Origin of the sequence: Kamptonema sp. UHCC 0994 (assembly GCF_029167235.1) — a bacterium.
Taxonomy (GTDB): domain Bacteria; phylum Cyanobacteriota; class Cyanobacteriia; order Cyanobacteriales; family Microcoleaceae; genus Kamptonema.
Window position 1 is genome coordinate 20,515 of record NZ_JARFTR010000018.1, and the last position, 23,573, is coordinate 44,087.

Annotated in this window: 15 protein-coding genes and 1 other RNA gene; 11 read left to right on the top strand and 5 right to left on the bottom strand. The window is 42.1% G+C overall.

Annotated elements, in window-relative coordinates:
• Positions 1-68 precede the first annotated feature (68 nt).
• Both PY364_RS01865 and PY364_RS01870 read left to right on the top strand, forming a co-directional pair.
• Entirely contained in the window at positions 69-1,517 is a 1,449-nt protein-coding gene (locus tag PY364_RS01865) for an FAD-binding domain-containing protein (RefSeq protein WP_275519970.1), read from the top strand.
• Between the two features lie 165 nt (positions 1,518-1,682).
• Positions 1,683-2,642, top strand: coding sequence for a DMT family transporter (locus tag PY364_RS01870; protein ID WP_275519972.1), 960 nt, complete (start codon positions 1,683-1,685; stop codon positions 2,640-2,642).
• 63 nt (positions 2,643-2,705) lie between these two features.
• Here the strand turns inward: PY364_RS01870 and ssrS are convergent.
• Together ssrS and PY364_RS01880 are read right to left on the bottom strand one after the other, a co-directional pair.
• A non-coding RNA gene (ssrS, locus tag PY364_RS01875) (6S RNA) lies at positions 2,706-2,892 on the bottom strand.
• Between the two features lie 49 nt (positions 2,893-2,941).
• Complete coding sequence (locus PY364_RS01880; protein WP_275519974.1) at positions 2,942-4,147, bottom strand: 5-(carboxyamino)imidazole ribonucleotide synthase; 1,206 nt, start codon at positions 4,145-4,147, stop codon at positions 2,942-2,944.
• A 135-nt stretch (positions 4,148-4,282) separates the two neighbouring features.
• On the opposite strand from PY364_RS01880, the gene purD reads away from it, so the two are divergent.
• A complete protein-coding gene (gene purD, locus PY364_RS01885; protein WP_275519976.1) occupies positions 4,283-5,557 on the top strand; it encodes a phosphoribosylamine--glycine ligase in 1,275 nt (424 codons plus the stop codon).
• 116 nt (positions 5,558-5,673) lie between these two features.
• Positions 5,674-7,782 (top strand): ATP-binding protein, encoded by a 2,109-nt coding sequence (locus PY364_RS01890; protein ID WP_275519978.1) that lies wholly within the window; start codon positions 5,674-5,676, stop codon positions 7,780-7,782.
• Positions 7,783-8,278: 496 nt separating this feature from the next.
• Here the strand turns inward: PY364_RS01890 and PY364_RS01895 are convergent, their stop codons facing one another.
• Complete coding sequence (locus PY364_RS01895) at positions 8,279-9,340, bottom strand: isochorismatase (RefSeq protein WP_275519980.1); 1,062 nt, start codon at positions 9,338-9,340, stop codon at positions 8,279-8,281.
• 123 nt (positions 9,341-9,463) lie between these two features.
• Here PY364_RS01895 and PY364_RS01900 point away from each other — a divergent pair, with 123 nt between their 5' ends.
• The 4 genes from PY364_RS01900 (at position 9,464) to PY364_RS01915 (ending at position 13,624) form a co-directional block, all read left to right on the top strand.
• The gene (locus PY364_RS01900; protein ID WP_275519982.1) at positions 9,464-10,156 is read left to right on the top strand and encodes an NUDIX domain-containing protein; all 693 of its coding nucleotides are present in this window, start codon (positions 9,464-9,466) and stop codon (positions 10,154-10,156) included.
• Between the two features lie 31 nt (positions 10,157-10,187).
• A complete protein-coding gene (locus PY364_RS01905; RefSeq protein ID WP_275519984.1) occupies positions 10,188-11,246 on the top strand; it encodes a DMT family transporter in 1,059 nt (352 codons plus the stop codon).
• Positions 11,247-11,330: 84 nt separating this feature from the next.
• Positions 11,331-12,062 carry a TVP38/TMEM64 family protein gene (locus PY364_RS01910; protein WP_275519986.1) on the top strand — a complete coding sequence of 244 codons (732 nt, stop codon included), beginning with the start codon at positions 11,331-11,333 and terminating at the stop codon, positions 12,060-12,062.
• Between the two features lie 17 nt (positions 12,063-12,079).
• The gene (locus tag PY364_RS01915; protein WP_275519988.1) at positions 12,080-13,624 is read left to right on the top strand and encodes a mercuric reductase; all 1,545 of its coding nucleotides are present in this window, start codon (positions 12,080-12,082) and stop codon (positions 13,622-13,624) included.
• Positions 13,625-13,665: 41 nt separating this feature from the next.
• Here PY364_RS01915 and PY364_RS01920 read toward each other — a convergent pair whose 3' ends face one another.
• Positions 13,666-13,845 (bottom strand): hypothetical protein, encoded by a 180-nt coding sequence (locus PY364_RS01920; protein WP_275519989.1) that lies wholly within the window; start codon positions 13,843-13,845, stop codon positions 13,666-13,668.
• Between the two features lie 12 nt (positions 13,846-13,857).
• Between PY364_RS01920 and PY364_RS01925 the strand changes: the two genes are divergently transcribed.
• The 3 genes from PY364_RS01925 to PY364_RS01935 all read left to right on the top strand — a co-directional run bounded on the left by PY364_RS01925 (position 13,858) and on the right by PY364_RS01935 (position 21,123).
• A complete protein-coding gene (locus PY364_RS01925; protein WP_275519991.1) occupies positions 13,858-17,505 on the top strand; it encodes a CHAT domain-containing protein in 3,648 nt (1,215 codons plus the stop codon).
• A gap of 130 nt (positions 17,506-17,635) precedes the next feature.
• Positions 17,636-19,771: a HEAT repeat domain-containing protein gene (locus tag PY364_RS01930; protein ID WP_275519993.1), complete on the top strand. Its 2,136-nt coding sequence runs from the start codon at positions 17,636-17,638 to the stop codon at positions 19,769-19,771.
• Between the two features lie 191 nt (positions 19,772-19,962).
• Complete coding sequence (locus PY364_RS01935; RefSeq protein WP_275519995.1) at positions 19,963-21,123, top strand: glycosyltransferase family 2 protein; 1,161 nt, start codon at positions 19,963-19,965, stop codon at positions 21,121-21,123.
• 115 nt (positions 21,124-21,238) lie between these two features.
• Here PY364_RS01935 and PY364_RS01940 read toward each other — a convergent pair whose 3' ends face one another.
• On the bottom strand, positions 21,239-23,503 hold the full coding sequence (locus tag PY364_RS01940; protein WP_275519997.1) for a glycosyltransferase family 39 protein: 2,265 nt from the start codon (positions 23,501-23,503) through the stop codon (positions 21,239-21,241).
• Between the last annotated feature and the right edge of the window lie 70 nt (positions 23,504-23,573).

The following is a 23,573-nucleotide window of genomic DNA, read 5'->3' on the forward strand; positions in this document are numbered from 1 at the left end:
GATGCTTACGGTGCTGGCTTTGAATTTCCGATAGATCGGCAATTAATGAGTATGGTAGTTAAGTAAAAATGTCTAATTTATTTATCTTCTGGCATCGGCGCGATCTACGCATTTCTGATAATATTGGATTAGCCGCAGCGCGGAAATCAACTCATAAAATTGTGGGTGTTTTTTGCCTAGATTCCAATATTTTACAGCGCGATGATGTTGCACCGGCAAGAGTTACTTATATGATTGGCTGCTTGCAGCAACTTCAACGTCGCTATGCTGAAGCTGGCAGTCAATTATTGATACTTCAAGCTGAACCTACCCAAGGAATACCGAAATTAGCAATAGCTTTGCAGGCAAAGGCTGTATTCTGGAATTTGGATGTTGAGCCTTATGCAAGAAAGCGCGATGATGCTGTTTTAGAGGCACTTCAACAAGCAGGAATTGAAGTCAGAACTTTCTGGGATCAATTACTGCACGCGCCAGATGAAATTCGCACAGGTATGGGTACAAAGTACACAGTTTATACCCCATTTTGGAAAAATTGGGTTAGTAAACCTAAAGCCGAACCTGTTGACACCCTGCCGATTATGTCTCTGGAACAATTAACAGGATTAACGGCGAAAGAACAAGATATAGCTAAGTTATCTGGTACGATTAGATTGCCAACAGCAAAAGAATTAGGATTTGTTTGGAATGCTCCTTTAATTATAGAACCAGGGGAAGATGGAGTGCAAGAAAAATTAGATGATTTTTGCGATCGCGCTATTTACGACTATGATAAACAGCGCAATTTTCCGGCAATTGACGGCACATCTCAACTCAGCGCTGCTCTTAAGTTTGGAGCAATTGGTATCCGCACAGTTTGGCAGGCTACTATTACCATCATAGAACAATGCCATAATGAAGCAGCGCGTACAAACATCCAGACTTGGCAACAGGAAATCGCTTGGCGAGAATTTTATCAACACGCCATGTATAACTTCCCGGAATTAGCTAATGGTGCTTATCGTGAGGCGTTTAAAAATTTTCCTTGGGATAACAATGAAGAATTTTTTCAAGCGTGGTGTGAAGGTAAAACAGGCTATCCAATTATTGATGCTGCTATGCGTCAACTGAATCAAACTGGTTGGATGCACAACCGCTGTCGGATGATAGTTGCTAGTTTCCTGACCAAAGATTTAATTATTAACTGGCAGTGGGGCGAAAAATACTTTATGCAGAAGTTGATTGATGGCGATCTTTCTGCTAATAATGGAGGATGGCAGTGGAGCGCATCTAGTGGTATGGACCCGAAACCCCTGCGAATTTTTAATCCATTTACCCAAGCGCAAAAATTTGATCCAAAAAGTGAATATATCCGGAAATGGGTTCCAGAATTGTGTGGGATAGATACAGCTTCTTTGCTAGCTGGGAAAATTACACCGATAGAGCGGCGCAGCATTGGCTATCCTGAGCCAATTGTGGATCACAATCAGCAGCAGCGAAAATTTAAGGAACTTTATCAGCGGCAAAAAGTAGTTGAGTAAATTCTTTAATTTTAGTGTACAATATGTAAATTCATGCCAACTCGATCGGTAATGCTAGGGATATTAATCTCTAGAATGTTGCAAAAAGTAGAGAAAAAGTTATCTCTACTTACAGGGATTGCATCTGAATTAATATCCTGACGTTTTTGATGAGATTTTCTGATTGTGCAGTTAACTGACTCAAATAAACCTACAATCGCCTTTATTGCCTTGCTAATTGGCGTATTTGCTATCTCTCTTGCGGCTACTTTTGTTAAGTTTAGCCACTACGAACTCAGCTCATACGCCATTGCTTCCAATCGCTTACTTATATCGGCGATTGTATTTGGCTTGTGCAATGGTGGTATTACTGCCTTTCAGCATTTTTCTCCGAAAGAAACAGTGGAATCAGAGTTATACACAGCTAAAACTCTGGGGATGTTAGCGATAGCAGGAGTGCTATGGTTGGCGGCTCTTGCTGCGGTTTTTTGGGCACAATCCCAGACAAGTATTGCGATTGCTACTTTACTCCATAATCTTGCGCCAATTTTTACTAGCTTGGGAGCTTGGTGGTTTTTTGGTAAGACATTTGAGCGCAAATTTGTGGTGGGTATGATGATTGCGATCGTGGGAGTAGGAGCGATTGGATGGCAGGAAATACAAATTGATGCAAGTCGGGTGCAGGGAGATTTTGCAGCTCTTCTATCGGCGGTGTTTTTGTCAGGATATCTGATGATTATGGAACAAATTCGTACTCAGCTATCTGCGGTGACGATGCAAATGTGGATCTGTAGTATTGGGGCCTTTGTAAGTTTACCTGTCCTACTGTTAACTCAGAGTCCGGCTTTTCCTCACTCGTTCAATACTTGGCTGATGATTCTCGCTTTAGCCTGTATTTGTCAAGGTTTAGGACATGGATTATTAACCTTTAGTCTTGATACTTTATCATCGGTGGTTGTTGCTTTAGTTCATCTACTTGAACCTGTTTTTGCAGGGATGTTGGCTTGGATTATTTTTTCAGAAAAGCTCGGTTTTTCGAGTTGGGTGGGGTTTGCGATCGTGCTTTTAGGATTGTATGTAGCGATCGTGAGTCAAACAACGAATGATATACTAGAAATCGAATTGGAAGAACCTGCTCAGAGTTAGGCTAAACGATAAAAAAATAGGCTTGCTATCTTCCATAGCGCCTATATCATCAATATTTAAATAAGGTTCACCGCAACGCCGTCTTACCTCAGCTTTTGACCTGGTGTAAACCAGGTGGGCACCTCAGCTAAGTCTTAAAGTTTCCGGGTACAAGCCCGGTATACTGCTGACGAAACAAATAGGCTCCCGTAATGTTTAGAGTTATAGATCAAAAAAACATTATCGGCAGTCACCAACGTCGTAGCAAACCTATATTTTTATTATACAGAATTATCTGATTTTGGCAAGCTTTAATTAATTTAACTTCCATACCAGATGGATTCTATGGTTTGAGCGATCGCCATTGCCTCCACTCGCCTATCGCCATGCGATCTCGCATCCTGTACAACTGTAACATGACCCAACTTACGACCGGGACGCGATTCGCTCTTACCATACCAATGCACATAAGCGCCCCTGATTTGTGCCAGTTTTTCTCGCTTGGTTAAATAGTCAGATTGCGCGTTTTCATACCCCAGTAGGTTTACCATAATTGCACCGTCGCAATTAAGGGAAGTTTCACCTAAAGGGAGTTGACAAACTGCTCGTAAATGTTGTTCAAATTGGGAAGTTTCGCAAACGTCAATGGTGAAATGTCCAGAATTGTGAGTGCGGGGTGCAATTTCATTGACTAATACTTTGTCATCCTTAGTTAAAAATAATTCAATACCAAAGATGCCGACAGCTTCTAAACTATTTAGGAGAGAGTGCGCGATCGCTTCTACTTGTGCTGCTACTTCTACACTAATATCAGCGGGAGCAATAACCCGCCGACAAACTTGATTTTCCTGTTGAGTTTCAACTATTGGATAAATTGCCACTTCGCCTGTCACGGAACGAGCCGCAATTACCGCTAATTCTCGCTCAAAAGGTACAAATTCTTCAAGTAATAATGGCTGATTTCCTAACTTATCCAAAATTGACTTTAAACTCGCTTCATCTTTAATAATAAAAGTCCCTTGACCATCATAACCGTGACGACGAGCTTTGAGGACTGTAGGAAATTTTGTCAGCGAAAACTGAGCCGCTAAATCTTGCACCTTTTCGGCTGTCAACCCGCCATCCCAACCCATAAAAGCTGGAGTTGGTAAACCCAAATCTCGCAGATAGCAACGTTGGTGATATTTATCTAATAAAGGAGATAAAGCTGATAAACTCGGTCGAAAGATTACACCTTGCTGTTCAAGGGGAGATAAAGCTTCTAAGTCAATAAACTCATTCTCAAAAGTAATTGCATCACAACGATTTGCCAACTTAGCAGTCGCCGCTGCATCATCAATAGATGCTAACACAATATCCGCCGCTACTGTTGCCGCTGGATCGCTTAAATTCGGTGTTTGAATTAGTAATTTAACTCCTAATTTTGTCGCTGCATCTGCCATCATCCATGCTAGTTGTCCGCCGCCGATGACACCTACTCGATGGATTTTTTGAGATTGATTAGTGGTAATTTGACTGCTTTTCATAGATAAAAGTAATTGTGTGAACTATAATAACTATTCATTAATTAATCATGGCATAATAAAAAATACTGTACAAGACAGATAGACAGTGTAGCTGAAAATCAGCCATTGAGGAAACAAACTAGAGGTAATGACAAAGTGAAAGTTTTAGTAGTAGGAAACGGAGGCCGCGAACACGCGATCGCAACAAAACTGCTGCAATCAGGCAAAATAGAACAAGTATTCTGCGCCCCCGGCAATGGCGGAACTGCCACCCTGAAAAATTGCCAAAATCTCCCCCTTCAGGTAGATGACTTCGAGGGCATGGAACGAGCCGTATTAGAGCATGATATCTCCTTAGTGGCCGTCGGCCCCGAAGTCCCCCTATCCTTGGGCATTGCTGACTACTTCCAACAACGAAATATCCCCGTTTTCGGCCCCATCCAAGCAGGGGCTCAAATTGAAGCCAGCAAGTCTTGGGCAAAGGATTTGATGCTAGAGGCCGGTATCCCCACCGCCAAATCAGGCACATTTACCGATGCTGACTCTGCTAAAGCTTACATCGCCGCCGAGGGAGTGCCGATCGTTGTCAAAGCCGACGGGCTCGCAGCGGGTAAAGGTGTCACAGTTGCCACCACCGTAGAAATGGCTGAGAGTGCCATTGATGCTATCTTTGGGGGCGAATTTGGCAGTGATAATATTCGCGCCGTAGTTGAAGAATTTTTAAGCGGCCAAGAAGTCTCCATCCTAGCTCTGACCGATGGCTTGACAATTGTACCACTGTTGCCCGCACAGGATCATAAAGCGATCGGCAACGGCGACACAGGCCCAAATACCGGGGGGATGGGAGCCTACGCCCCTGCACCCATCGTCACACCCGCCCTAATGCAGCGGATTCAGACAGAAATTCTAAAGTCCACCTTGACAATATTACAGAAACGTGGTATAGACTACCGAGGTGTGCTTTACGCAGGTCTAATGATTTCCCCAGAGGGCGAACCCAAAGTCTTAGAGTTTAACTGTCGCTTCGGCGATCCCGAAACTCAACCCATCCTGTCCCTGCTGGAAACGCCCCTCGAAGACATCATGCTGGCTTGTTGTCAACAGCGTTTAGGGAAATTCCCCGCCCTGAGTTGGAAACCGGGGGCGGCCGTTTGTGTGGTACTGGCCGCTGGCGGCTATCCAGGGGTTTATGAGAAAGGCAAAGTAATTACCGGGATTCAGCAAGCCGAAGCCTTGGGAGCCACTGTTTTTCACGCCGGGACTAAGCTGAAAGAGCAGGTAATTACTGACGGGGGGCGGGTTTTAGGGGTAACTGCGGTGGGCGAAACCTTTGAGGTTGCCATCAAAAAAGCTTACGCAGCCGTTGATTGTATCCAGTTTGAAGGGGCTTACTGCCGCCGGGACATTGGCCACCGAGCGATGAAAAATTAAAATTTAATAATTAAAATTTAATAATGTAACAATAAAGGCTGGATTTGCGCTTGCCCTCTGGCAATATCTAAAAATCCAATTTTTTAATTTTACATTTTTAATTTTTAATTACCCAAATGCTAATCTTCCTCAAAAACATCGGAGAAATAATAGCCCATTGGTGGTCGGAGTTTACCCTCCAGACGCGGCTGATGGCGGGAGCCACACTGGTAGTCTCCTTGATTATGAGCGGCCTCACATTCTGGGCAGTCAACACCATTCAACTAGATGCCCACCTCAATGACACCCGCTACGGCCGCGATCTCGGCCTGCTGCTAGCTGCCAATGTCGCCCCTTTAATTGCCAAAAACGATCGCACAGAGGTAGCCCGCTTTTCCCGGCAATTCTACGGCAGCACATCGAGCATTCGCTATATCCTCTACGCCGATGATGCCGGCGAAATCTACCTTGGCTTACCCTTTTCGGAGTCCGAGGTAGAAACGTCCCTAACTCTCCGTCGCCGGATTCAACTTCCAGATACTTTTACCGCCAATGTCGAGGATGTAAATTTCGCCCCTGAACCCTTAGTCAAGCAGCACTTAACTCCCCTAGGTGAACTGACTGACGTATTTGTTCCCTTAATCCACGAGGGCAAATATTTAGGAGTTTTAGCGATCGGCATTAATCCTAATCCTACAGCCGTCATTTCCTCAAATTTAACTAGGGATGTTACCTTAGCAGTATTTGTAACAATTTGGGTGATGGTAATTTTAGGGGCAGTATTTAATGCTTTGACTATTACCCAACCGATTAAAGAATTAGTTTTTGGTGTTAAAAACATTGCTTCGGGTAATTTTAAACAGCGGGTTGATTTGCCTTTGGGTGGTGAATTAGGAGAATTGATTTGTAGCTTTAATGAGATGGCTGAAAAGCTGGAAAGTTACGAAGAGCAAAACATTGAAGAATTGACAGCGGAAAAAGCTAAGCTAGAAACCCTGGTTTCTACTATTGCTGACGGTGCAGTGTTGCTAGATGCTAATTTGTACATCATTTTAGTTAACCCAACGGCGCGGCGAATCTTTGGCTGGGAATATAAGAATGTGATTGGGGAAAATGTTTTAAATTACTTGCCTGCGGAAGTGCAGCTAGAGGTAGCCAGACCACTATATCAAATTGCTGGTGGCGATCGCGAAGGGGGAGAATTTCGCTGCTCCCTTACAGAACCCATTAATCGCACTGTGAGAATTCTTGTTACTACTGTAACTCTACACAAAGCACCGGGTTCAGAACCACTCTGTAAAAGTTGTCTCCATGAAGAAAGAAATACCTGTACCGAGGCCCCGCGTCCCGATGCTTTTGAATGTTCCTTATACTTTGAAAGTTCTAAATCCCACCTTCCAGAAGAGTATCGAGAAAACTTGAAAGGGATTGCGATGACAATACAGGATATTACTCGCGAAGTAGAACTAAATGAAGCTAAGAGTCAATTTATTAGCAATGTTTCTCACGAATTGAGAACGCCTTTGTTTAATATTAAATCTTTCATCGAAACTCTCCACGAGTACGGAGAAGACCTTAGCGAGGCTGAACGCCGGGAATTTCTAGAAACGGCAAACCATGAGACTGACCGCCTCACTCGCCTGGTTAACGATGTATTAGATTTGTCGCGGTTGGAATCTTGCCGAATTTACCATTTTGACGGTGTTGATATTGCCCAAGCTGTAGAGCAAACCTTGCGTACTTATCAACTTAATGCTAAGGATAAGGGGATTGAATTAATCCAAGAGCTTGAGCCTGATTTGCCTACTGTTTTGGGTCATTATGATTTGCTATTACAAGTATTTGCTAATCTTGTCGGTAATGCTTTGAAATTTACTAATTCTGGGGGGAAAATTGCGATTCGCGCTTCTCAGTTAGATGTTGAATTAGAAAAAGATAAATATGCAATTGTGGGCGAAGAATCGTCATCTGGGAAATATGCTCTTTCACACGCGGTACAGGCTTCTAAGTTAGTGCGGATTGAAATTTCTGATACGGGAATTGGGATTGATGCAGAGGATCAAGAGGCAATTTTTGACCGTTTTTTCCGGGTAGAAAATCGAGTACATACTTTGGAAGGAACTGGTTTAGGGCTTTCGATTGTGAGGAATATTATTGATAAGCATCATACGAAAGTGCATTTGGTGAGTGAGGTTGGGGTAGGTACTACTTTTTGGTTTGATTTAGCGGTTTATGGGCAGAAATAGGTATTGGTAATTGGTAATTGGTAATTGGTAATTGGTAATTGGTAATTGGTAATTGGTAATTGGTAATGGACACGAATAGGACTTAGGCATAGAGTCCCAGAAACCGGGTTTTTTAGAGAATCTGTGGTCATAACGAAGTATTTTCGTAAAAAACCCGGTTTCTTTGGTTGGGTGCGTAAACTCTGACAAAATATCTGTAACGCCGCCGTCCCGGCGGTTTCTTTACCGCCAAGATGGCGGCGTTACGTAAAGTTTCTAAGTGAAATATAGCAACCTTCTTGGCAGTTAGGACGTTCTGAGTTCCTGAAACTCGCTGATTCTATTCCCTTCTTCCCCTTCTTCCCCTTCTTTCCCTAGCCCCTAGCCCCTAGCCCCTAGGGCGTGTTTTCAAACCCTGGGGGGGCGAAGCATTCGGACACAAAACCTTGGTTTATAGCAGAAATTTATCGCCCGAATGCTTCGCCCCTACATCAAATTTATAGTTTGAAAACACGCCCTAGCCCCTAACCGCCTTGGCGGTTGCTATACCCGGCCAGGTATCAATTGGCTGACTCGATTTAACAATCTGCATCCCCGCATTCGCAAACCTCGCAAAAGCAGCATCCGCTTGCTCTGTAAAATCAATTATATCGGCAACAACAACCGGCGAAGTGCAATCTTCCAACAAATAAACTTTCTTAGCTAATTTAGAATCTTGTGCCATAATTTCTGTTAGCAAGTCCTCAATTGTCCAAGCGACACAATGACTTTTTGCTTGTCCGGCAATAATTACCGCGTCATATTCCAGTAAATTCTGAATAAAACGCACATTCTTTTGAGCAATAGGATAACCATCTGCACTATCTAAAACTTCTGGCCGCAGGACTGAATAATTTTCTGTGAGGGGATTGCTACCTTTAATTTCAAAAAGAGTTTGGCTGTTTCGGGCTAGATTATGAAAAAATATCGCTTCTTCAACTGCTGAAACTAAGGCGTGTCCAATTCCCCCTAACATGGAATGATAGGGCCAAATTGTGAGGGGATATTTACCGTTGTCACTCAGTTTTTGAACGTAGTGCAGAGCGTGTTTTTGCAAGGCTAAATAGTGCCCATCAGCGAGGCTATAACTGATGGCAGGATTAACTTTCCAGAGGCCTGTTTGGACATCGTTTAGTGTCACCATCGTAGCGGCTGGTACTGGGTGTTCTCCTGCGTCATTAATCCAAAATATCGGATGGAAAATTTGCATGGCGGTGTGGGTATCCATTGTAGGTGCAATGGCTGTAATTACACCTAAATTGCGATAAATAAATTCGCACAGTCGCACGTTGTCATCGACCGCACCAGTACCGGAACGACCTGCGACAAATAATTCAAAGTTGGGAATACAAAAGGTATTTTGGGCATCAATTATCATTAGACAAATGCGAGTTTTGTCTTTTGCTGCGGGTTGAATACTGTTTTGTTTTGCCCATTTTTTTGCATCTGTTGCCCTATCTTGATAGGGCACTCGCCAGACTTCTCCAACTTTTTTGGGGTCGAAGTGAGAAGGAATTTGTAGTTGAGTTTGTGTTGTCATTATGATTTCCCTGTAAACAAATGCTGGAATCCGCTATATTAGTGTTATTGATACACTTCTAGCTTAGTGTCGCTAAAACACATTGTCAAGAGTGGCTAGAAAAATTCCCAATTCTCAATTCCCATGACTTACACCTACGAATTTCCGAGACCTGCACTTACCGTCGATTGCGTCGTCTTTGGATTGGATGAAGACGACCTCCTAAAAATCATGCTAATCCAGCGGAAAGTGCCACCTTTTGAGGGACAATGGGCGTTACCTGGGGGCTTTGTGCGAATTGAGGAAAACCTCGAAGCAGCAGCTCGGCGGGAATTGCGCGAGGAAACGGGCATTAAAAATGTATTTTTAGAGCAACTTTATACTTACGGTGATGTTAACAGAGATCCGCGCGATCGCGTTGTTACTGTCGCCTATTTCGCCTTAATCAATTTATCGGAGCACCCCATTGATGCAGCAACAGATGCCACCGATGCCGCTTGGTTTCCTGCTACTAAAAAGCCGCCACTTCCTTTCGACCACGAGCAAATTTTAGCGACAGCTCTTGCTAGACTAAAAGGCAAAGTTCGTTACGAACCCATCGGATTTGAACTTTTACCAAAAAAATTCACCCTTACCCAACTCCAGAAGGTTTATGAAACAATTTTAGAACAAAAACTAGACAAGCGAAATTTCCGTAAAAAAATTCTAAAAATGGAGCTTTTAGTAGCGCTAGATGAAACCGAAATAGGAGTTGCCCATCGCGCAGCAAGACTTTATAAATTTGACGAACGTAAATATCATAAATTAAAACAAAAAGGATTTAATTTTGAACTATAATCACAGTCAAAACTAAGGAGATAAAACCAAGATGATCTCAAACTTATGGGCTACCACTTTAAAATTAATCAACGCAATGCCTGCAAGAGCCTACCTTTTGACAGCTATTGTTATTTTCGCTATTTCTGGGTCAGTCATTCGTAAATTAACAGAAATCGGTGCTCAAAACTTAATTAATGGCAGGAATCCAATTTCATTTTGCAATATCCTATTTGCAGGAAATATTTGTGCTTTGCTCGTTCTAATTTTCGTCTATCACCGACAATGGAATTTGCCTGGATTAAAACAGCTTTCTAGAAAAGATTGGCTAAGTTTAAGTGTAGTTGCTATCCTTGAAGGAGCTTTAGCCCCCACTCTAATTTTTACAGCTCTAGCTGTGACAATGGTTAACAATGTCATTTTGATTGGGCGCATCGAGCCGCCTCTAACTTTAATTTTATCCGTATTATTGCTACGGGAACGAGTAAATCGGTGGGTTGTTGGCGGTGCAATTGCTTCATTTATTGGCGTTCTCTTAACAATATTACTTCAAACTCCCGATGACAACATCGTAAAAATGGGAGGAGTTATTCATATAGGAAAAGGTGAATTAATGACCGCTGGCTGGGCTGTATCTATAGCTATTTCTACTATTATTAGCAAAGCCAAACTCCGTCAGATACCCTTGGGAATATTTACCGTCTTTAGAACAGTTATAGGCACGATTATCTTTTTTGCAATTGTCATGTTTCAATATGGCCCAATTCATTTTATCGATATTTTCTCGCCTTTGTTATGGCAGTGGATGTTATTCTATGGAATTGTCATCGTTGTGGGCGGTCAATTGTGTTTTTTTACTGGGTTAAAAAAGTCTACCGCCTCAGAGGTTTCATTAGCTAGTTCTTTTGGCCCCCTTGCTGGAATCTTAGCCTCTTACTTAATTTTACGAGAATTGCCTAGCATAGCTCAATATATTGGTGGTACTGTTATCATGGTGGGCATCATATTAACCCAAATAGGAGTTGTTCGCCAAAGCACTGAAACTCCAGTTACAACCCAGAACATTAGTGCTATGGAAATTGATAGAGAAGTTGGTTTTAAAGGAGTATAAAACAGTTTTAAGAAAATGCCAAATTACTAAATAAAAACCTCAAACTAGGTACACTTTATCGTCGTAAATAAGGAGGGCAAAATCATGTTAGAGCAACCACAGCCAACCCGTCCAAATCGATATATCAAAAATATCTTAAGATTTTCCTTAATTGTCTCATTAGTTGTTATCATTACTATAACAGCAAAATATGCCAATACTCAAGAACTTTTAAGAAGCGGATTGGTGTGGATTAACCAGCTTGGATTTTGGGGGCCATTAGCATTCATTGTTATCTATAATTTGGCTACTGTGTTATTTATACCCGGCTCTATTCTCACACTAGGAGGAGGCTTTATTTTTGGCATTATTTGGGGTTCGCTTTATGTCTTTATTGCCGCAACTTTAGGTGCTACCTTTGCTTTTTTGATCGGTAGATACCTATCTCGCGACTGGGTGGCAAAACAAATTGAGAAGCATCCAAAATTCAAAGCTATTGATGAAGCTGTTGGCAGAGAAGGATTTAAAATAGTTTTTTTAACGCGCCTTTCTCCTATCTTTCCTTTCAACCTTTTAAATTATGCTTTTGGAGTGACGCAAGTTTCCTTAAAAGACTATATTCTCGGTTCATTTGGTATGATTCCAGGGACTATGATGTACGTGTACCTCGGTTCTTTAGGAGGAGAGATAGCTATAATACAAAAAGCTTGTTATGCTGTAAATACCCAAGCATCTACCGCAAATTTACTTATTAATGGGTTAGGTTTTATTGCTACTGTTGCTGTTACCAGTTATGCAGCTCGGATTGCTCGTAAAAGTTTAGAAGCCAGTATTTAACAGGAGAAATAAAAACAATGTCAGACTCGAAAGTTAACAATATAAATATATCCCCGATGGATATACACAACCAAAGATTAGTTTCTTATTTACATCCGTTAGATTGGGTAAATCCGCAACCAGTTAGCCGTTATAATTTAGTTATAATCGGAGCTGGCCCTGCGGGATTAATAGTGGCTGCAGGTGCAGCAGGGTTAGGTGCAAAAGTGGCTTTAATTGAAAAAAATTTAATGGGTGGCGATTGTTTAAATGTTGGTTGCGTGCCATCGAAATGTCTAATTCGTTCCTCGACTGTTGCTGCTGATATCAGAGATGCAAATCGATTTGGCATCGGAGTTCCTGATAATATAGAAGTTGATTTTGTTGATTTTACCGCAGTCATGGAAAGACTGCGGCGGTTAAGAGCAGGAATAAGCGATGTCGATTCAGCTCAACGCTATCAAGAAAAATTAGGGGTTGATGTTTTTCTAGGAGCAGGTCGTTTCTCCAGTCATGATACAATAGAAGTTGCAGGTCAAACTATACGTTTTAAAAAGGCAGTAATTGCCACAGGTGCGAGAGCATTGCAACCACAAATTTCGGGTATAGAAGAAGCTGGATATCTTACTAACGAAACAGTATTTAACCTCACAGAACAGCCGAAACGTTTAGCAATAATTGGCGGCGGGCCGATTGGTTCCGAATTAGCTCAAGCATTTCAGCGATTGGGTTCAGAAGTAGTGTTGCTGCACAAAAATGCTCACATTTTAGACCGCGAAGATACTGATGCAGCAGAAATTGTTCAGCAGGCTTTTATCCGAGAAGGAATTCAACTAATCTTGCAATGCAAAATCAAGAGAATTGAGCGCACAAATGCAGGCAAAGTTATCTATTATCAATCTAATGGCAAGGAAGATTCAATAGTAGTAGATGAAATTTTAGCTAGTGCAGGACGCTCCCCGAATGTAGAGACCTTAAACCTTGAATCTGTCGGCGTTAAATATGATATAAAAAATGGGATAATTGTCAATGATAATCTGCAAACCAGTAATCCCCGTATTTATGCCGCTGGCGATGTTTGTATGAACTGGAAATTTACTCATGCTGCTGATTTTGCCGCCAGAATCGTAATTCAAAATACTCTATTTTTAGGACGTAAAAAACTTAGTGCTTTGACAATGCCTTGGTGTACTTATACAGACCCAGAAATTGCTCATGTAGGAATGTATGAGCAAGAAGCTGAGGAAAAAGGAATTGATGTAAATACGTTTTTTATTCCTTTTAGTCAGGTAGATAGAGCTGTTACTGACGGAGAAGAAGAAGGATTTGTAAAAATTCATGTCAAGAAAGGTACAGATAAAATTTTAGGTGCAACAATTGTGGCTAGAAACGCAGGCGAAATGATTAGCGAAATAACTTTGGCAATGGTTAATAATATTGGTTTAGGAAAAATTGCCAGCGTGATTCATCCTTATCCAACTCAAGCGGATGCAATTCGCAAAGCGGCGGATGCTTACAATCGTACTCGGTTGACACCATTTGTGAAAAAACTGTTTTCTCAATGGCTAACTTGGACGCGATAAATGTTAATAAGTATATGAATAAATTAAAAGTAATAATGTCATTATAAGCCTAACAATGTCATTGCGAGCGAAGCGAAGCAAACTAAGCCCGAAGCAATCACATAGCCTTGAGATTGCTTCGCACAGCGAACAATGACAAAGGATATGATATATTTATAGCAACCTTCTTGGCAGTTAAGACGGTCTGAGTTCCACAATACGATCGCAAGGTTGATTGCCATTATCAGCAAGGGATGTTAGAAGCTTTAAAAGGCGCGATCGCTAAATGGGAAGAAGCATTAAAGCTGTATCGAGAAGCTGGCGATCGCACTGGGGAAGCTCGCACCCTTGACAACATGGCTTCTGCCAAACGCGCTCAAGGCAATCTCACCGAAGCCTCACTAACATTGAAGCCTATTACCAGTTCTACATCGACTATGATACCGGTTAACAAGGTCTTGTTTGAGCAGGTGTTTATGAAATTCACAGTTTGGGTTTGGGGGCATTGGGGCTTAGCTGTAGGTGCGAGTATCCTGCTAGGATCTGCTACAGGGCCCAATCCCAAGATATTTGAAAGCTTTGGCGATTGGTGTACCAACAAAGAGAGTTTGACCCCCGAAGTCAGACATACTGTTGAGGTGTTGCTGTCAAAAGCAAAGACACAAGAGTGCGATCGCGCTCAAAAAACGCTGACTAATCTAACAGAACTTTCCCTGATTCGCAATCAAATAGTCGATCTCCAACCCTTATCAAAATTTACCAATCTTAGAAAGCTTAACCTCAGTTTAAATCAAATAAGAGATGTGCAACCGTTATCGGGACTGACTAATCTGAGATTTCTCGTCCTCAATTTCAATCAAATAAGAGACGTGAAACCGTTATCGGGACTGACTAATCTCACAGAGCTTTTCCTCGAAGCCAATCAAATCGTAGATGCGGCACCATTAGCGGGATTAACCAATCTAACAGGGCTTTCCCTCGCATCTAATCAACTTGTAGATGTGGCACCTTTATCGAGAATGACTAAGTTAGATTTTCTTTATTTAAGTGAGAATAAAATCGCCGATGTCAAACCATTATCGGGATTGACTAATCTGATACTGCTTTTCATTCACTCCAATCAAATCACTGATGTCAAACCATTAGCGAACTTGACAAGTCTGACAGCCCTAGATCTCAGTAGAAATCAAATCACCGATGTCAAACTTTTAGCGGGATTGGCTAATCTGACAACCCTCGATCTCAGTAGAAATCAAATCACAGATGCGACACCTTTATTGGGATTGACGAATCTGACAACCCTCGATCTCAGTGGAAATCAAATCCCGGATGGAGAAGCCGATCGATTAATTCAGAAAAACAAACAATTATTAAATCAAAAAAAAGATCAAGCCGAGCGATTGATTCAGGAAGCTAGGCGACTATTCAATGAACAAACAGCAGCATCTTACCGGGCGGCATTGCAAAAGTTTGATGCAGCACGTTTGCTTTATCAAAGGCTTCGATATCTGAAGAATGAAGCTTATGCGCTGAACCAAATGGGCTTAATTTCTAATAGATTAGGAGAGATACAACAAGCCTTAGATTACTACAAACAAGCCCTTTCCCAGAATCAATTTTTAGGCGATCGCCCCAAACAAGCCGTCATCCTCAACAATATCGGCGCTGTGTACTATGCTTTGGGAGAGAAACAGCAAGCGATCGACTACTACAACCAAGTTCTGGCGCTGATTCGAGGAATGGCGGATCGCCCGATCGAAGCAATTCTCCCCAGCAATATCTTGAATATATCTCCAAATACGCGCACATCATCGGGCGATCGCAATGCGGAAGCTACCACACTCAATAACATCGGCTTAGCCTACAATGATTTAGGAGAAAAACAGAAAGCCAGAGAATATTTTGACCAAGCCCTTACTTTGTTTCGCGCTATGGGCGATCGCACTAAGGAAGCAACTACTCTCACCAACATCGGCTTAGTCTACAACGATTTGGGAAACCAACAGCAAGCCCTCGATTACTACAACAAAGCCTTGTATCTGAGACGAGAAGTGCGCGATCGGCGCGGAGAAGCCTTTACACTTAATAATATAGGTGTTACCTACTCAGAATTGGGAGAAAAGCAGAAAGCAGAAGAGTATTTCAAGCAAGCCCTCCCGCTGTTTCGGGCTCTGGGCGATCGTCCTGGAGAAGCCCTCACCCTCTACAATAGTGCTACCATTAAACGCGATCAAGGCAATCTTACTGAAGCCCTCACCGACATTGAAGCCTCCATCAAAATCATCGAAAACCTCCGCACAAAAGTTACCAGCCCTGAACTTCGCACCTCATACTTTGCCACTGTACAAAACTATTACCAGTTCTACATTGACCTATTAATGCAACTGCACAAAAAGCAACCTAATTCTGGTTATGATACCAAAGCCTTTGAAGCCAGCGAACATTCCCGCGCCCGCAGCCTCCTCGAACTTCTTCAAGAAGCAAACGCCGATATTCGTCAAGGCGTTTCCCCTGAATTACTGCAAAAAGAACGCAGTTTACAACAACAACTCGACGCAATAGAAAAACACCGAGTCGAAGTTCTAAGTCGCCCCAATTCTACCCCCGAACAAAAAACAGAATTAGACCAAAAACGGCAAACTTTACTAGGACAATATCAGGACATTCAAGCTCAAATTCGTGCTACCAGTCCCCGCTACGCTGCCCTTACTCAACCGCAACCCCTAACTCTTTCACAAATTCAACAACAAATTCTCGATCAAAATACAATTTTACTCCAGTATTCTCTAGGAAAAGATCGCAGCTATCTCTGGGCTGTGACTAAAACCGGCATCACCAGTTATGAATTACCCAAAGTTGCCGACATTGAGGAAGCCGCCCGTAATTTTCGAGATAGTGTCACTAATCAGCGCTACCGAAATAACCCCACTCGCTTAGCTGAAACTAACAATGCTATCAGTCAAATGATCTTACAGCCTGTAGCCGCAAAAATTGGTAAAAAACGCCTGCTCATAGTTGGTGATGGCGTGTTAAATTATCTGCCCTTTGCGGCACTATCACTGAATGATAATTCTGAAAAAAATGGAAATCAGCCTTTAATTATAGACCATGAAATCGTGCTGCTACCTTCGGCTTCCACCTTAGCAAGTTTAAGACAAAATTACAATGATAGACCAGCCCCTAGTAAGGCTTTAGCTATTCTTGCCGATCCAGTCTTTAGTGCTAATGATGAACGAGTGAAAAATAATTCTTCAGCCACTACTCAGCAAGCAATAGAATCAGTAAATCTGGGTTTAAGCCGTTCTATTCGCGACAATAACGTACAGTTTCAACGTTTAACTTTTACTCGCCAAGAAGCGCAAGTTATTCAAGCCTTATTACCGACTAATTCTGGTACTGAATCTTTGGATTTTGAAGCTAACCGTGCCACAGCAACTAGCCCAAATTTAAGCCAATATAAAATCATTCATTTTGCCACTCACGGTTTAGTTAATAGCGTTCACCCTGAATTGTCAGGAATTGTGATGTCTTTAGTCGATAAAAATGGCAATCCTTTAAATGGATTCCTGCGACTAACGGATATTTTTAATCTGAAATTGTCAGCAGATTTAGTAGTTTTAAGTGCCTGTCAAACTGGTTTAGGTCAGAACATTCAAGGCGAGGGAATGGTAGGATTGACACGGGGATTTATGTATGCTGGTGCAAAGCGAGTAGTCGTGAGTTTGTGGAATGTGGACGATGAAGGAACGTCGAAACTAATGGCAAGTTTCTATCAGGGAATGCTGCAAAAAGGGTTAACGCCAGCGGCGGCATTAAGGGCGGCGCAATTGGAAATGTTACAGCAGGAAAAGTGGCGTTCTCCTTATTATTGGGCGGCTTTTACGCTTCAGGGGGAATGGTAATATAGCAGAAGGTAGAAGGTAGAAGGCCCAAGGGTAGAAACATTTAGTTATCTAGAAGGGCAGAAATGCCTTACTCTATATAAATAACAATCAGATTTGTGCCAGCTACCTGGAAACTGCCTCGACACCTATGTTAGAAAAACTTATTGCCGACAATGATGCCCGGACTGCGGCGGAGTTAATCGTAGAACAAGTTCAATCTGGCAAGCTGACTACAGCGGAACTCAAAACGAAAATTTTCGGGGGACACTGGCGGGAAGAATCCTGGCATGAAGTCCTGCGGCTAATTGCAGGAAGGCTGGATGAGGAGAGTGTATCAGAAATTATTGAATATTTGATTGGGCAAAACGGTCAAGAAGAAAGATTTATCAATCTGTTTTTGGCGGCTCAATGTCTGTTAGAAACAAAAAATCGCGATCGAGTAACTGTTGATACTACATTGCTCAATTCTTTTAAGAGCTTATCTCAGTATGGTACTGGCTTTTTGATTTTATATCAAAGCGCTCAAGAGTTGCAGGAAACTTATCAAGTGCGATCGCAGGCAATTAGAGCGATCGCAGCTACTTGGAAACACCAACCAGAAACCTATACTTGGCTGTTGAATCTGCTTCAGTCTAACGATACCGGAGAAGTCCGCGCCGCCGCTGCTCAAGAATTGGCGCGGGGTTGGCCTGACGCGACAGATATATATCTCCTTCTCAAAAGCTTAGCTGAATCTGACGGCAGTTGGGCCGTGCGATCGGCAGCGGCCCAAGAGTTGGCGCGGGGTTGGCGGGAAGCGGCGGACACATTACCTTTGCTGTTACACCTCGCGGAGTTAGATACCAGTCCCGCAGTCCGCAGGGTAGGCGTGCAAGAATTAGCCAAAAATTGGCCAAATCAAACAAATATCTTAGTTTTGCTGAGAAAAATTGCTGAAGCTGACGAAAGTTTAACAGTGCGAGTAGCAGCTTGGGAAGCGATCGCCAGAGGTTGGTCGCAGGATGCCGAAACTTTGCCCCAAATCAAAAAGCTAACTCAGACAAGCAGTTCAACTCTGCGAATAGTGGCGGCGCGAGAATTGGCGCGGGGTTGGCGAGAAGAGGCAGATACTTTGTCTTTGCTGAGAGGATTAGCTCAGTCAGATGAGAATAAGGAAGTGCGAAAGGCTGCATTAGCAGAGTTGGGAAAGGGTTGGGGGGGCGATCGCGAAATTTATCTGTTACTGAAAACTGTAGCCGAATCTGAGGGCAATTCCGCAGTCCGAGAAGTGGCGGTACAAGCAATAGCCAGAGGGTGGCAAGATTTCTCAGAAACTTGGGCTTTTGTAAAAACTGTAGCCCAGAGCGATCGCGATGTAGAAGTACGAGAAATCGCCCTTCAAGAAATAGCTAGAGGTTGGCCCGAAAATCCAGAAACCTTAACGCTATTAAAAACATTAGCCGAGGCGGACGATTATTGGATTGTCCAACAAGCTGCCGTGCAAGAAATAGCTAAACTGCGATCGTCTCATCCCGAAATCTTCCTGTGGCTGAGAAATCTTGCTGAGTCGAACAGTCATTTAAACGTGCGAGAAGCTGCACTTCGAGGCATCGCTAGGGGGTGGCCGCAGGAGTCTGAAACCTTGCCTTTCCTTCAAATTTTAGCTGACTCAGAACCCGATTCCTACCTGCGGACTGTACTCGTCCAAGAAATCGCCCAAGGATGGTCAAACCAACCGACAATCTTATCTTGGCTAAAATCTCTAGTTCAGTCAAATGATGTAGCACTAAGGCAGACAGCCGTACAAGAACTTGCTTGCAGGTGGCCTGGCGATTCCGAAACCTTGACCTTGCTGAAGGCCCAGGCTGAGTGCGACGAGAGCCCAAGTGTCAGACAAGCCGCCGTACAGAAATTAGCACGGGGTTGGAAAAATGACTCGGAAACTTTGGTATGGCTCAAAAGTAGAGCAGAAAGCGATCCTGACTCTCATGTGCGAGTAATTGCACTGTTGGAATTGATGCGGGGGTGGAAAGAGGAACCAGGAATGTTTGAATTTTTGTGCGATCGCGCCATCAATGACCCTTATAACCAGAAAGGCTCTTTCCCTTACAACCCTCGGTTTACAGCTTTGGAAGCAATTATCGAACACTATCCCCATCATCCCGGAGCCATCTCTCTTTTGCAAGCGCGATCGCTTCACGATGCCGACGAACAAGTGCGGGGGTTAGCAACTCGAAAGCTCAATATTGACACTCCCCAGTCTGTCATACACGGGGATTCTTCTGTGACAAACCTTGGGAGATGAATCCCTAAAATTTAACTTCTATTGCGAAAGTCCTATAAGCGATCGCTCAAACCCAAGGCTCTGATTACAAGAGCCTCCTGCTATACCATTAACTTTTGACTTTGAACTAAGAATGCGATACAATCACTCTTATAGCAACCTTGCCCCTAGCCCCTAGCCCCTAACCGCCTTGGCGGTTGCTATAAAAGCCAATGCAGCCAGATTCTCAAAAATCCCCCAATTTACCTCTCGTCTCAGTTATTATCCCTGCATACAATGCTGAGAAATTTATTGAAGAAACTCTAAAATCTGTTCTCGCTCAAACTTATCCACAAATTGAAGTTTTAGTAGTCGATGACGGTTCCCAGGATCGAACCCCTGAAATTGTAGAAAAAATCGCCCAAAAAGATCCTCGCGTCCAACTCCTAAAACAGCCCAATGCTGGCGTTGCTGCTGCTCGTAACTTAGGAATTCAGAAGTCAATAGGAGAATACATTGCCCCCATTGATGCCGATGATATTTGGTATCCTGAAAATATAGAAAAACAAGTTAAATGTATGATGGCGGGAGGGCCATCATTAGGAGTCGTCTATTCTTGGTCATTAGACATTGACGAAAAGGGATTTTTAACCGGGGGATTCCGCGCTTTTACAATTGAAGGTGAAGTTTATAAAACCTTAGTCTGCCACAACTTTTTAGGTAATGCTAGCGCTTCAATGATCCGGCGTTCTGCTTTGGATAAGGTTGGCTTTTACGAAAGTAATTATAGAGAACAGAGTGCTCAAGGCTGTGAAGATTGGGACTTGTACCTACGATTGGCAGAATACTATCAATACCAAGTCGTGCCAGAATTTCTGATTGGATACCGCAAAGTTTACAGCAGTATGTCTAGTAATTATATGGCGATGGCGAAGTCTCACGCCTTAATGCTGCAAGATGTAAAGCAACGACATCCTGAAATTCCAGAGTTCCTGTACCGATTTTCTGCTAGCACTTTTTTGATATCTTTGGCACACCAAAGTAGTCGGAATGGGAGCGATAGCACCGCTTTATTTTGGTTATTCCAAGCTTTAAAAGCTGAGTGTATCTCACCCTTGTTTCGTTTTGGTTTTTACAGAATATTGGCTAAAAGCCTTTTAAACTTATTATTCCAGTTTTGGAGACATCAAGATGCTCTGGAGGCACCTCTGAGATTACAAGAGCCGCCATCCTCTGAGTGTAAACTGACTAGCCGGGAAGTGTTGGTGGAGAGTCGGTGCAAAAATATCGAATTGATGGTAACGATTGGGAACATTTTTCATCGCTCAATTTCCCGCATTGTCAAGCGAAATCAAGCAGATATAGCAACCGCCAGGGCGGTTAGGGGCGCTTAGGCTAGGGGAAGCGTGAAAGAAGGGGAAGAAGGGGAAGAGGGGAACAGAGTTAATGGTTTGGGCCATGAGCGAGTGTCCTAACTTATGATATAATTTTGGGCAATCTTGGTAATCTTTATTTACTTTTCAATCGATACAAAACAGACTTTTGACTAACATTTTCACCCCAAACAGATTCCAAATACCCATCCTCACTCGTTAACCAAGATACAGTTTTTTTCGTATATTTATCAAGGGAAGTCAGAGGCCCTAATGCAACTATTTTAACTCCATTTTGCCGCAAACTATCAGCCCATTTAGCACTCTGATCGAATTTCACTCTCAAAGGAACATATAAAACTTGCCGATTTAGGTTTTTCCCGTAAAAAAGGTAACTGCGGTGACTTAAAAAGAATCCAATTTTTTCATCAGGAAGCGTGTTTTTTTCAATATAATCATACATCCCTTGATAAATTTCAGCTCGATTCAACTCTCGTTTTTCCCGCCACATCCAAGTTGTACTAACGATTAAAATCATTAACCCTATACAAGTACAAATCACAATTGTTCGACTAAAACGCTGAAATCTATGCAATCCTATTGTCAAAAATCTACCCTGAGATAATTGCCAAGTTAGTAAGAAAATAAACACTAAATAAATCACATAAATTCCTAGATATCGGCAGATATCAATCAGGTTAGGTTTCAGTATTGCGATTACTGTATTACCAGCTTCTATCGGAGAAGATTTAAACTGGTTAATCAGTTGACTACCCCAAATTATACTATTTCCAGTAAAAGAGGCATTTTTGATAGCATCAAAAAATTCGCTACTAAAAATACCTACAATACCGCTAATTAAAACAGTTGATATAATTAATATATCTGCCGTTTTGACTAAAGTTGCACTCACCGCTGCGGCTACGGATATCATGCTTAAAAATGGAAATCCATATCTTAAATTAAATCCTAATAAAGGACTTAGTTGACCAACTATTTCGCCGTCAGTACCAGAACTAAATGGTGTAATAAAATACAAAAAGCCTGTGCCAATGAGTAAAATAATTAAACAAACAAATTTTTCATTTATTTGGGGTATTCGCTTTTTAAATATTGCCAAAACTAGCAATGCGAATATCTGGCATAACATTGCTATAAATGGCAACTGCAATCTTACAATTACTTGAGAGAGAAAAATCTGCCAATTAGATATTTTTGTGAGGTTAAATTGATTCAATAAAGTGCTTTTCCAAATCTTTAAATACCCGAATGCTTCTGAATTTTTCGGCGGTGGAGATGTAGGAAAACTTGGCGAAAACAGAGTCAAATTCTGAAGAGGATGATTGATATGCAGAAGGTTTCGCACATACCAAAATCCTCCTAAAAACAACAAAAGGACTATTCCAAACAATAGCAGCGGTGATTTTACCTGAAAATTAAATTGTGTGTCTTTGGGTTTTAACCAGATTTTTTTCAATTCTAATATTGCCAATCCCCCCAAAATACAAGCGCCATAAATAATGGCTGTAATTTTAATGCCTGCAAATATTCCCAAGGCAGCCAAAAACAGAGTAAAATCAGATATACTTCTGCGGCTATAATAAGATAAGGCAAAGTATAAAGTTACAGTAAATAATGCAGATAATGGTAAATCTATATGAATGGTATTAACCTGATTGAGCACCATCGGCACAGTCAACAATAAAGATGAAGCTGCCATGCTATTGATGCGACTTGCGCCGAAATAAATACTCAAAAGATAGACGGAAATTCCCTGTATTATCCAAGCAATTAGTTGCGGAAAAGCTACCAGGAAATCTTCGCCGAAAGGGAGAACAAATAGCAAGTTTAAAATATGCCAATTATAAGGGTAAACTATGGCATCTTGGTGATCGAATATCCAATTTCCTGTTGCATCTAATAAAGTTAAGGCCCCTGTTTGATACCAGCGGGAGATTGCGGGTAAGTGGAACCACAAAGAATCATAGTTAGTGATTGGTTTTGTTGCTAATATCAACAAAAGTACAAGCGCCACAGCAGCAGCAGAACTAATAATTATTTGTTCCGTTTTATTGAGTGACTGTTTGAGCTTCGGTAGCTTTTGAAGCACAACTGAAAAACTATATCTTTTGGCAACAATTAAACTGAAACCACTAATAAATAGGAGTATTTCTGAAAAAATCACCGTGTTTAGTGTTAACTTCTCGAAAGTGCCTAAAATTAAGCCAAGACTGATTTCTATAATACTCCATGCCGTTAATGTTACTAACAAAAAATGGGCTAAGGAAGATTTAACATTTTCACTTTGATTAATCAGCGCAAGAAATAAACATAAAGGAAGTGACCCTGATAGAATCACGAGAAATAATATTAACTCCCACAGATGTTGTAGTATTACCATGATTCCTCACAGCAGAATATCGTTTTGTTTGACTTACGTAACGCCGCCCTCTGGGCGGTATCTTTACCGC

What these genes read in the sequence shown, in the direction of transcription:
- PY364_RS01890 (WP_275519978.1), top strand. Translation starts at nt 5,674, where the DNA reads ATGCTAATCTTCCTCAAAAACATCGGAGAAATAATAGCCCATTGGTGG.
- PY364_RS01935 (WP_275519995.1), top strand. Translation starts at nt 19,963, where the DNA reads ATGCAGCCAGATTCTCAAAAATCCCCCAATTTACCTCTCGTCTCAGTT.
- PY364_RS01910 (WP_275519986.1), top strand. Translation starts at nt 11,331, where the DNA reads ATGTTAGAGCAACCACAGCCAACCCGTCCAAATCGATATATCAAAAAT.
- PY364_RS01895 (WP_275519980.1), bottom strand. Translation starts at nt 9,340, where the DNA reads ATGACAACACAAACTCAACTACAAATTCCTTCTCACTTCGACCCCAAA.
- PY364_RS01905 (WP_275519984.1), top strand. Translation starts at nt 10,188, where the DNA reads ATGATCTCAAACTTATGGGCTACCACTTTAAAATTAATCAACGCAATG.
- PY364_RS01880 (WP_275519974.1), bottom strand. Translation starts at nt 4,147, where the DNA reads ATGAAAAGCAGTCAAATTACCACTAATCAATCTCAAAAAATCCATCGA.
- PY364_RS01940 (WP_275519997.1), bottom strand. Translation starts at nt 23,503, where the DNA reads ATGGTAATACTACAACATCTGTGGGAGTTAATATTATTTCTCGTGATT.
- PY364_RS01865 (WP_275519970.1), top strand. Translation starts at nt 69, where the DNA reads ATGTCTAATTTATTTATCTTCTGGCATCGGCGCGATCTACGCATTTCT.
- PY364_RS01930 (WP_275519993.1), top strand. Translation starts at nt 17,636, where the DNA reads ATGTTAGAAAAACTTATTGCCGACAATGATGCCCGGACTGCGGCGGAG.
- PY364_RS01920 (WP_275519989.1), bottom strand. Translation starts at nt 13,845, where the DNA reads ATGGCAATCAACCTTGCGATCGTATTGTGGAACTCAGACCGTCTTAAC.
- PY364_RS01915 (WP_275519988.1), top strand. Translation starts at nt 12,080, where the DNA reads ATGTCAGACTCGAAAGTTAACAATATAAATATATCCCCGATGGATATA.
- PY364_RS01925 (WP_275519991.1), top strand. Translation starts at nt 13,858, where the DNA reads ATGTTAGAAGCTTTAAAAGGCGCGATCGCTAAATGGGAAGAAGCATTA.
- PY364_RS01900 (WP_275519982.1), top strand. Translation starts at nt 9,464, where the DNA reads ATGACTTACACCTACGAATTTCCGAGACCTGCACTTACCGTCGATTGC.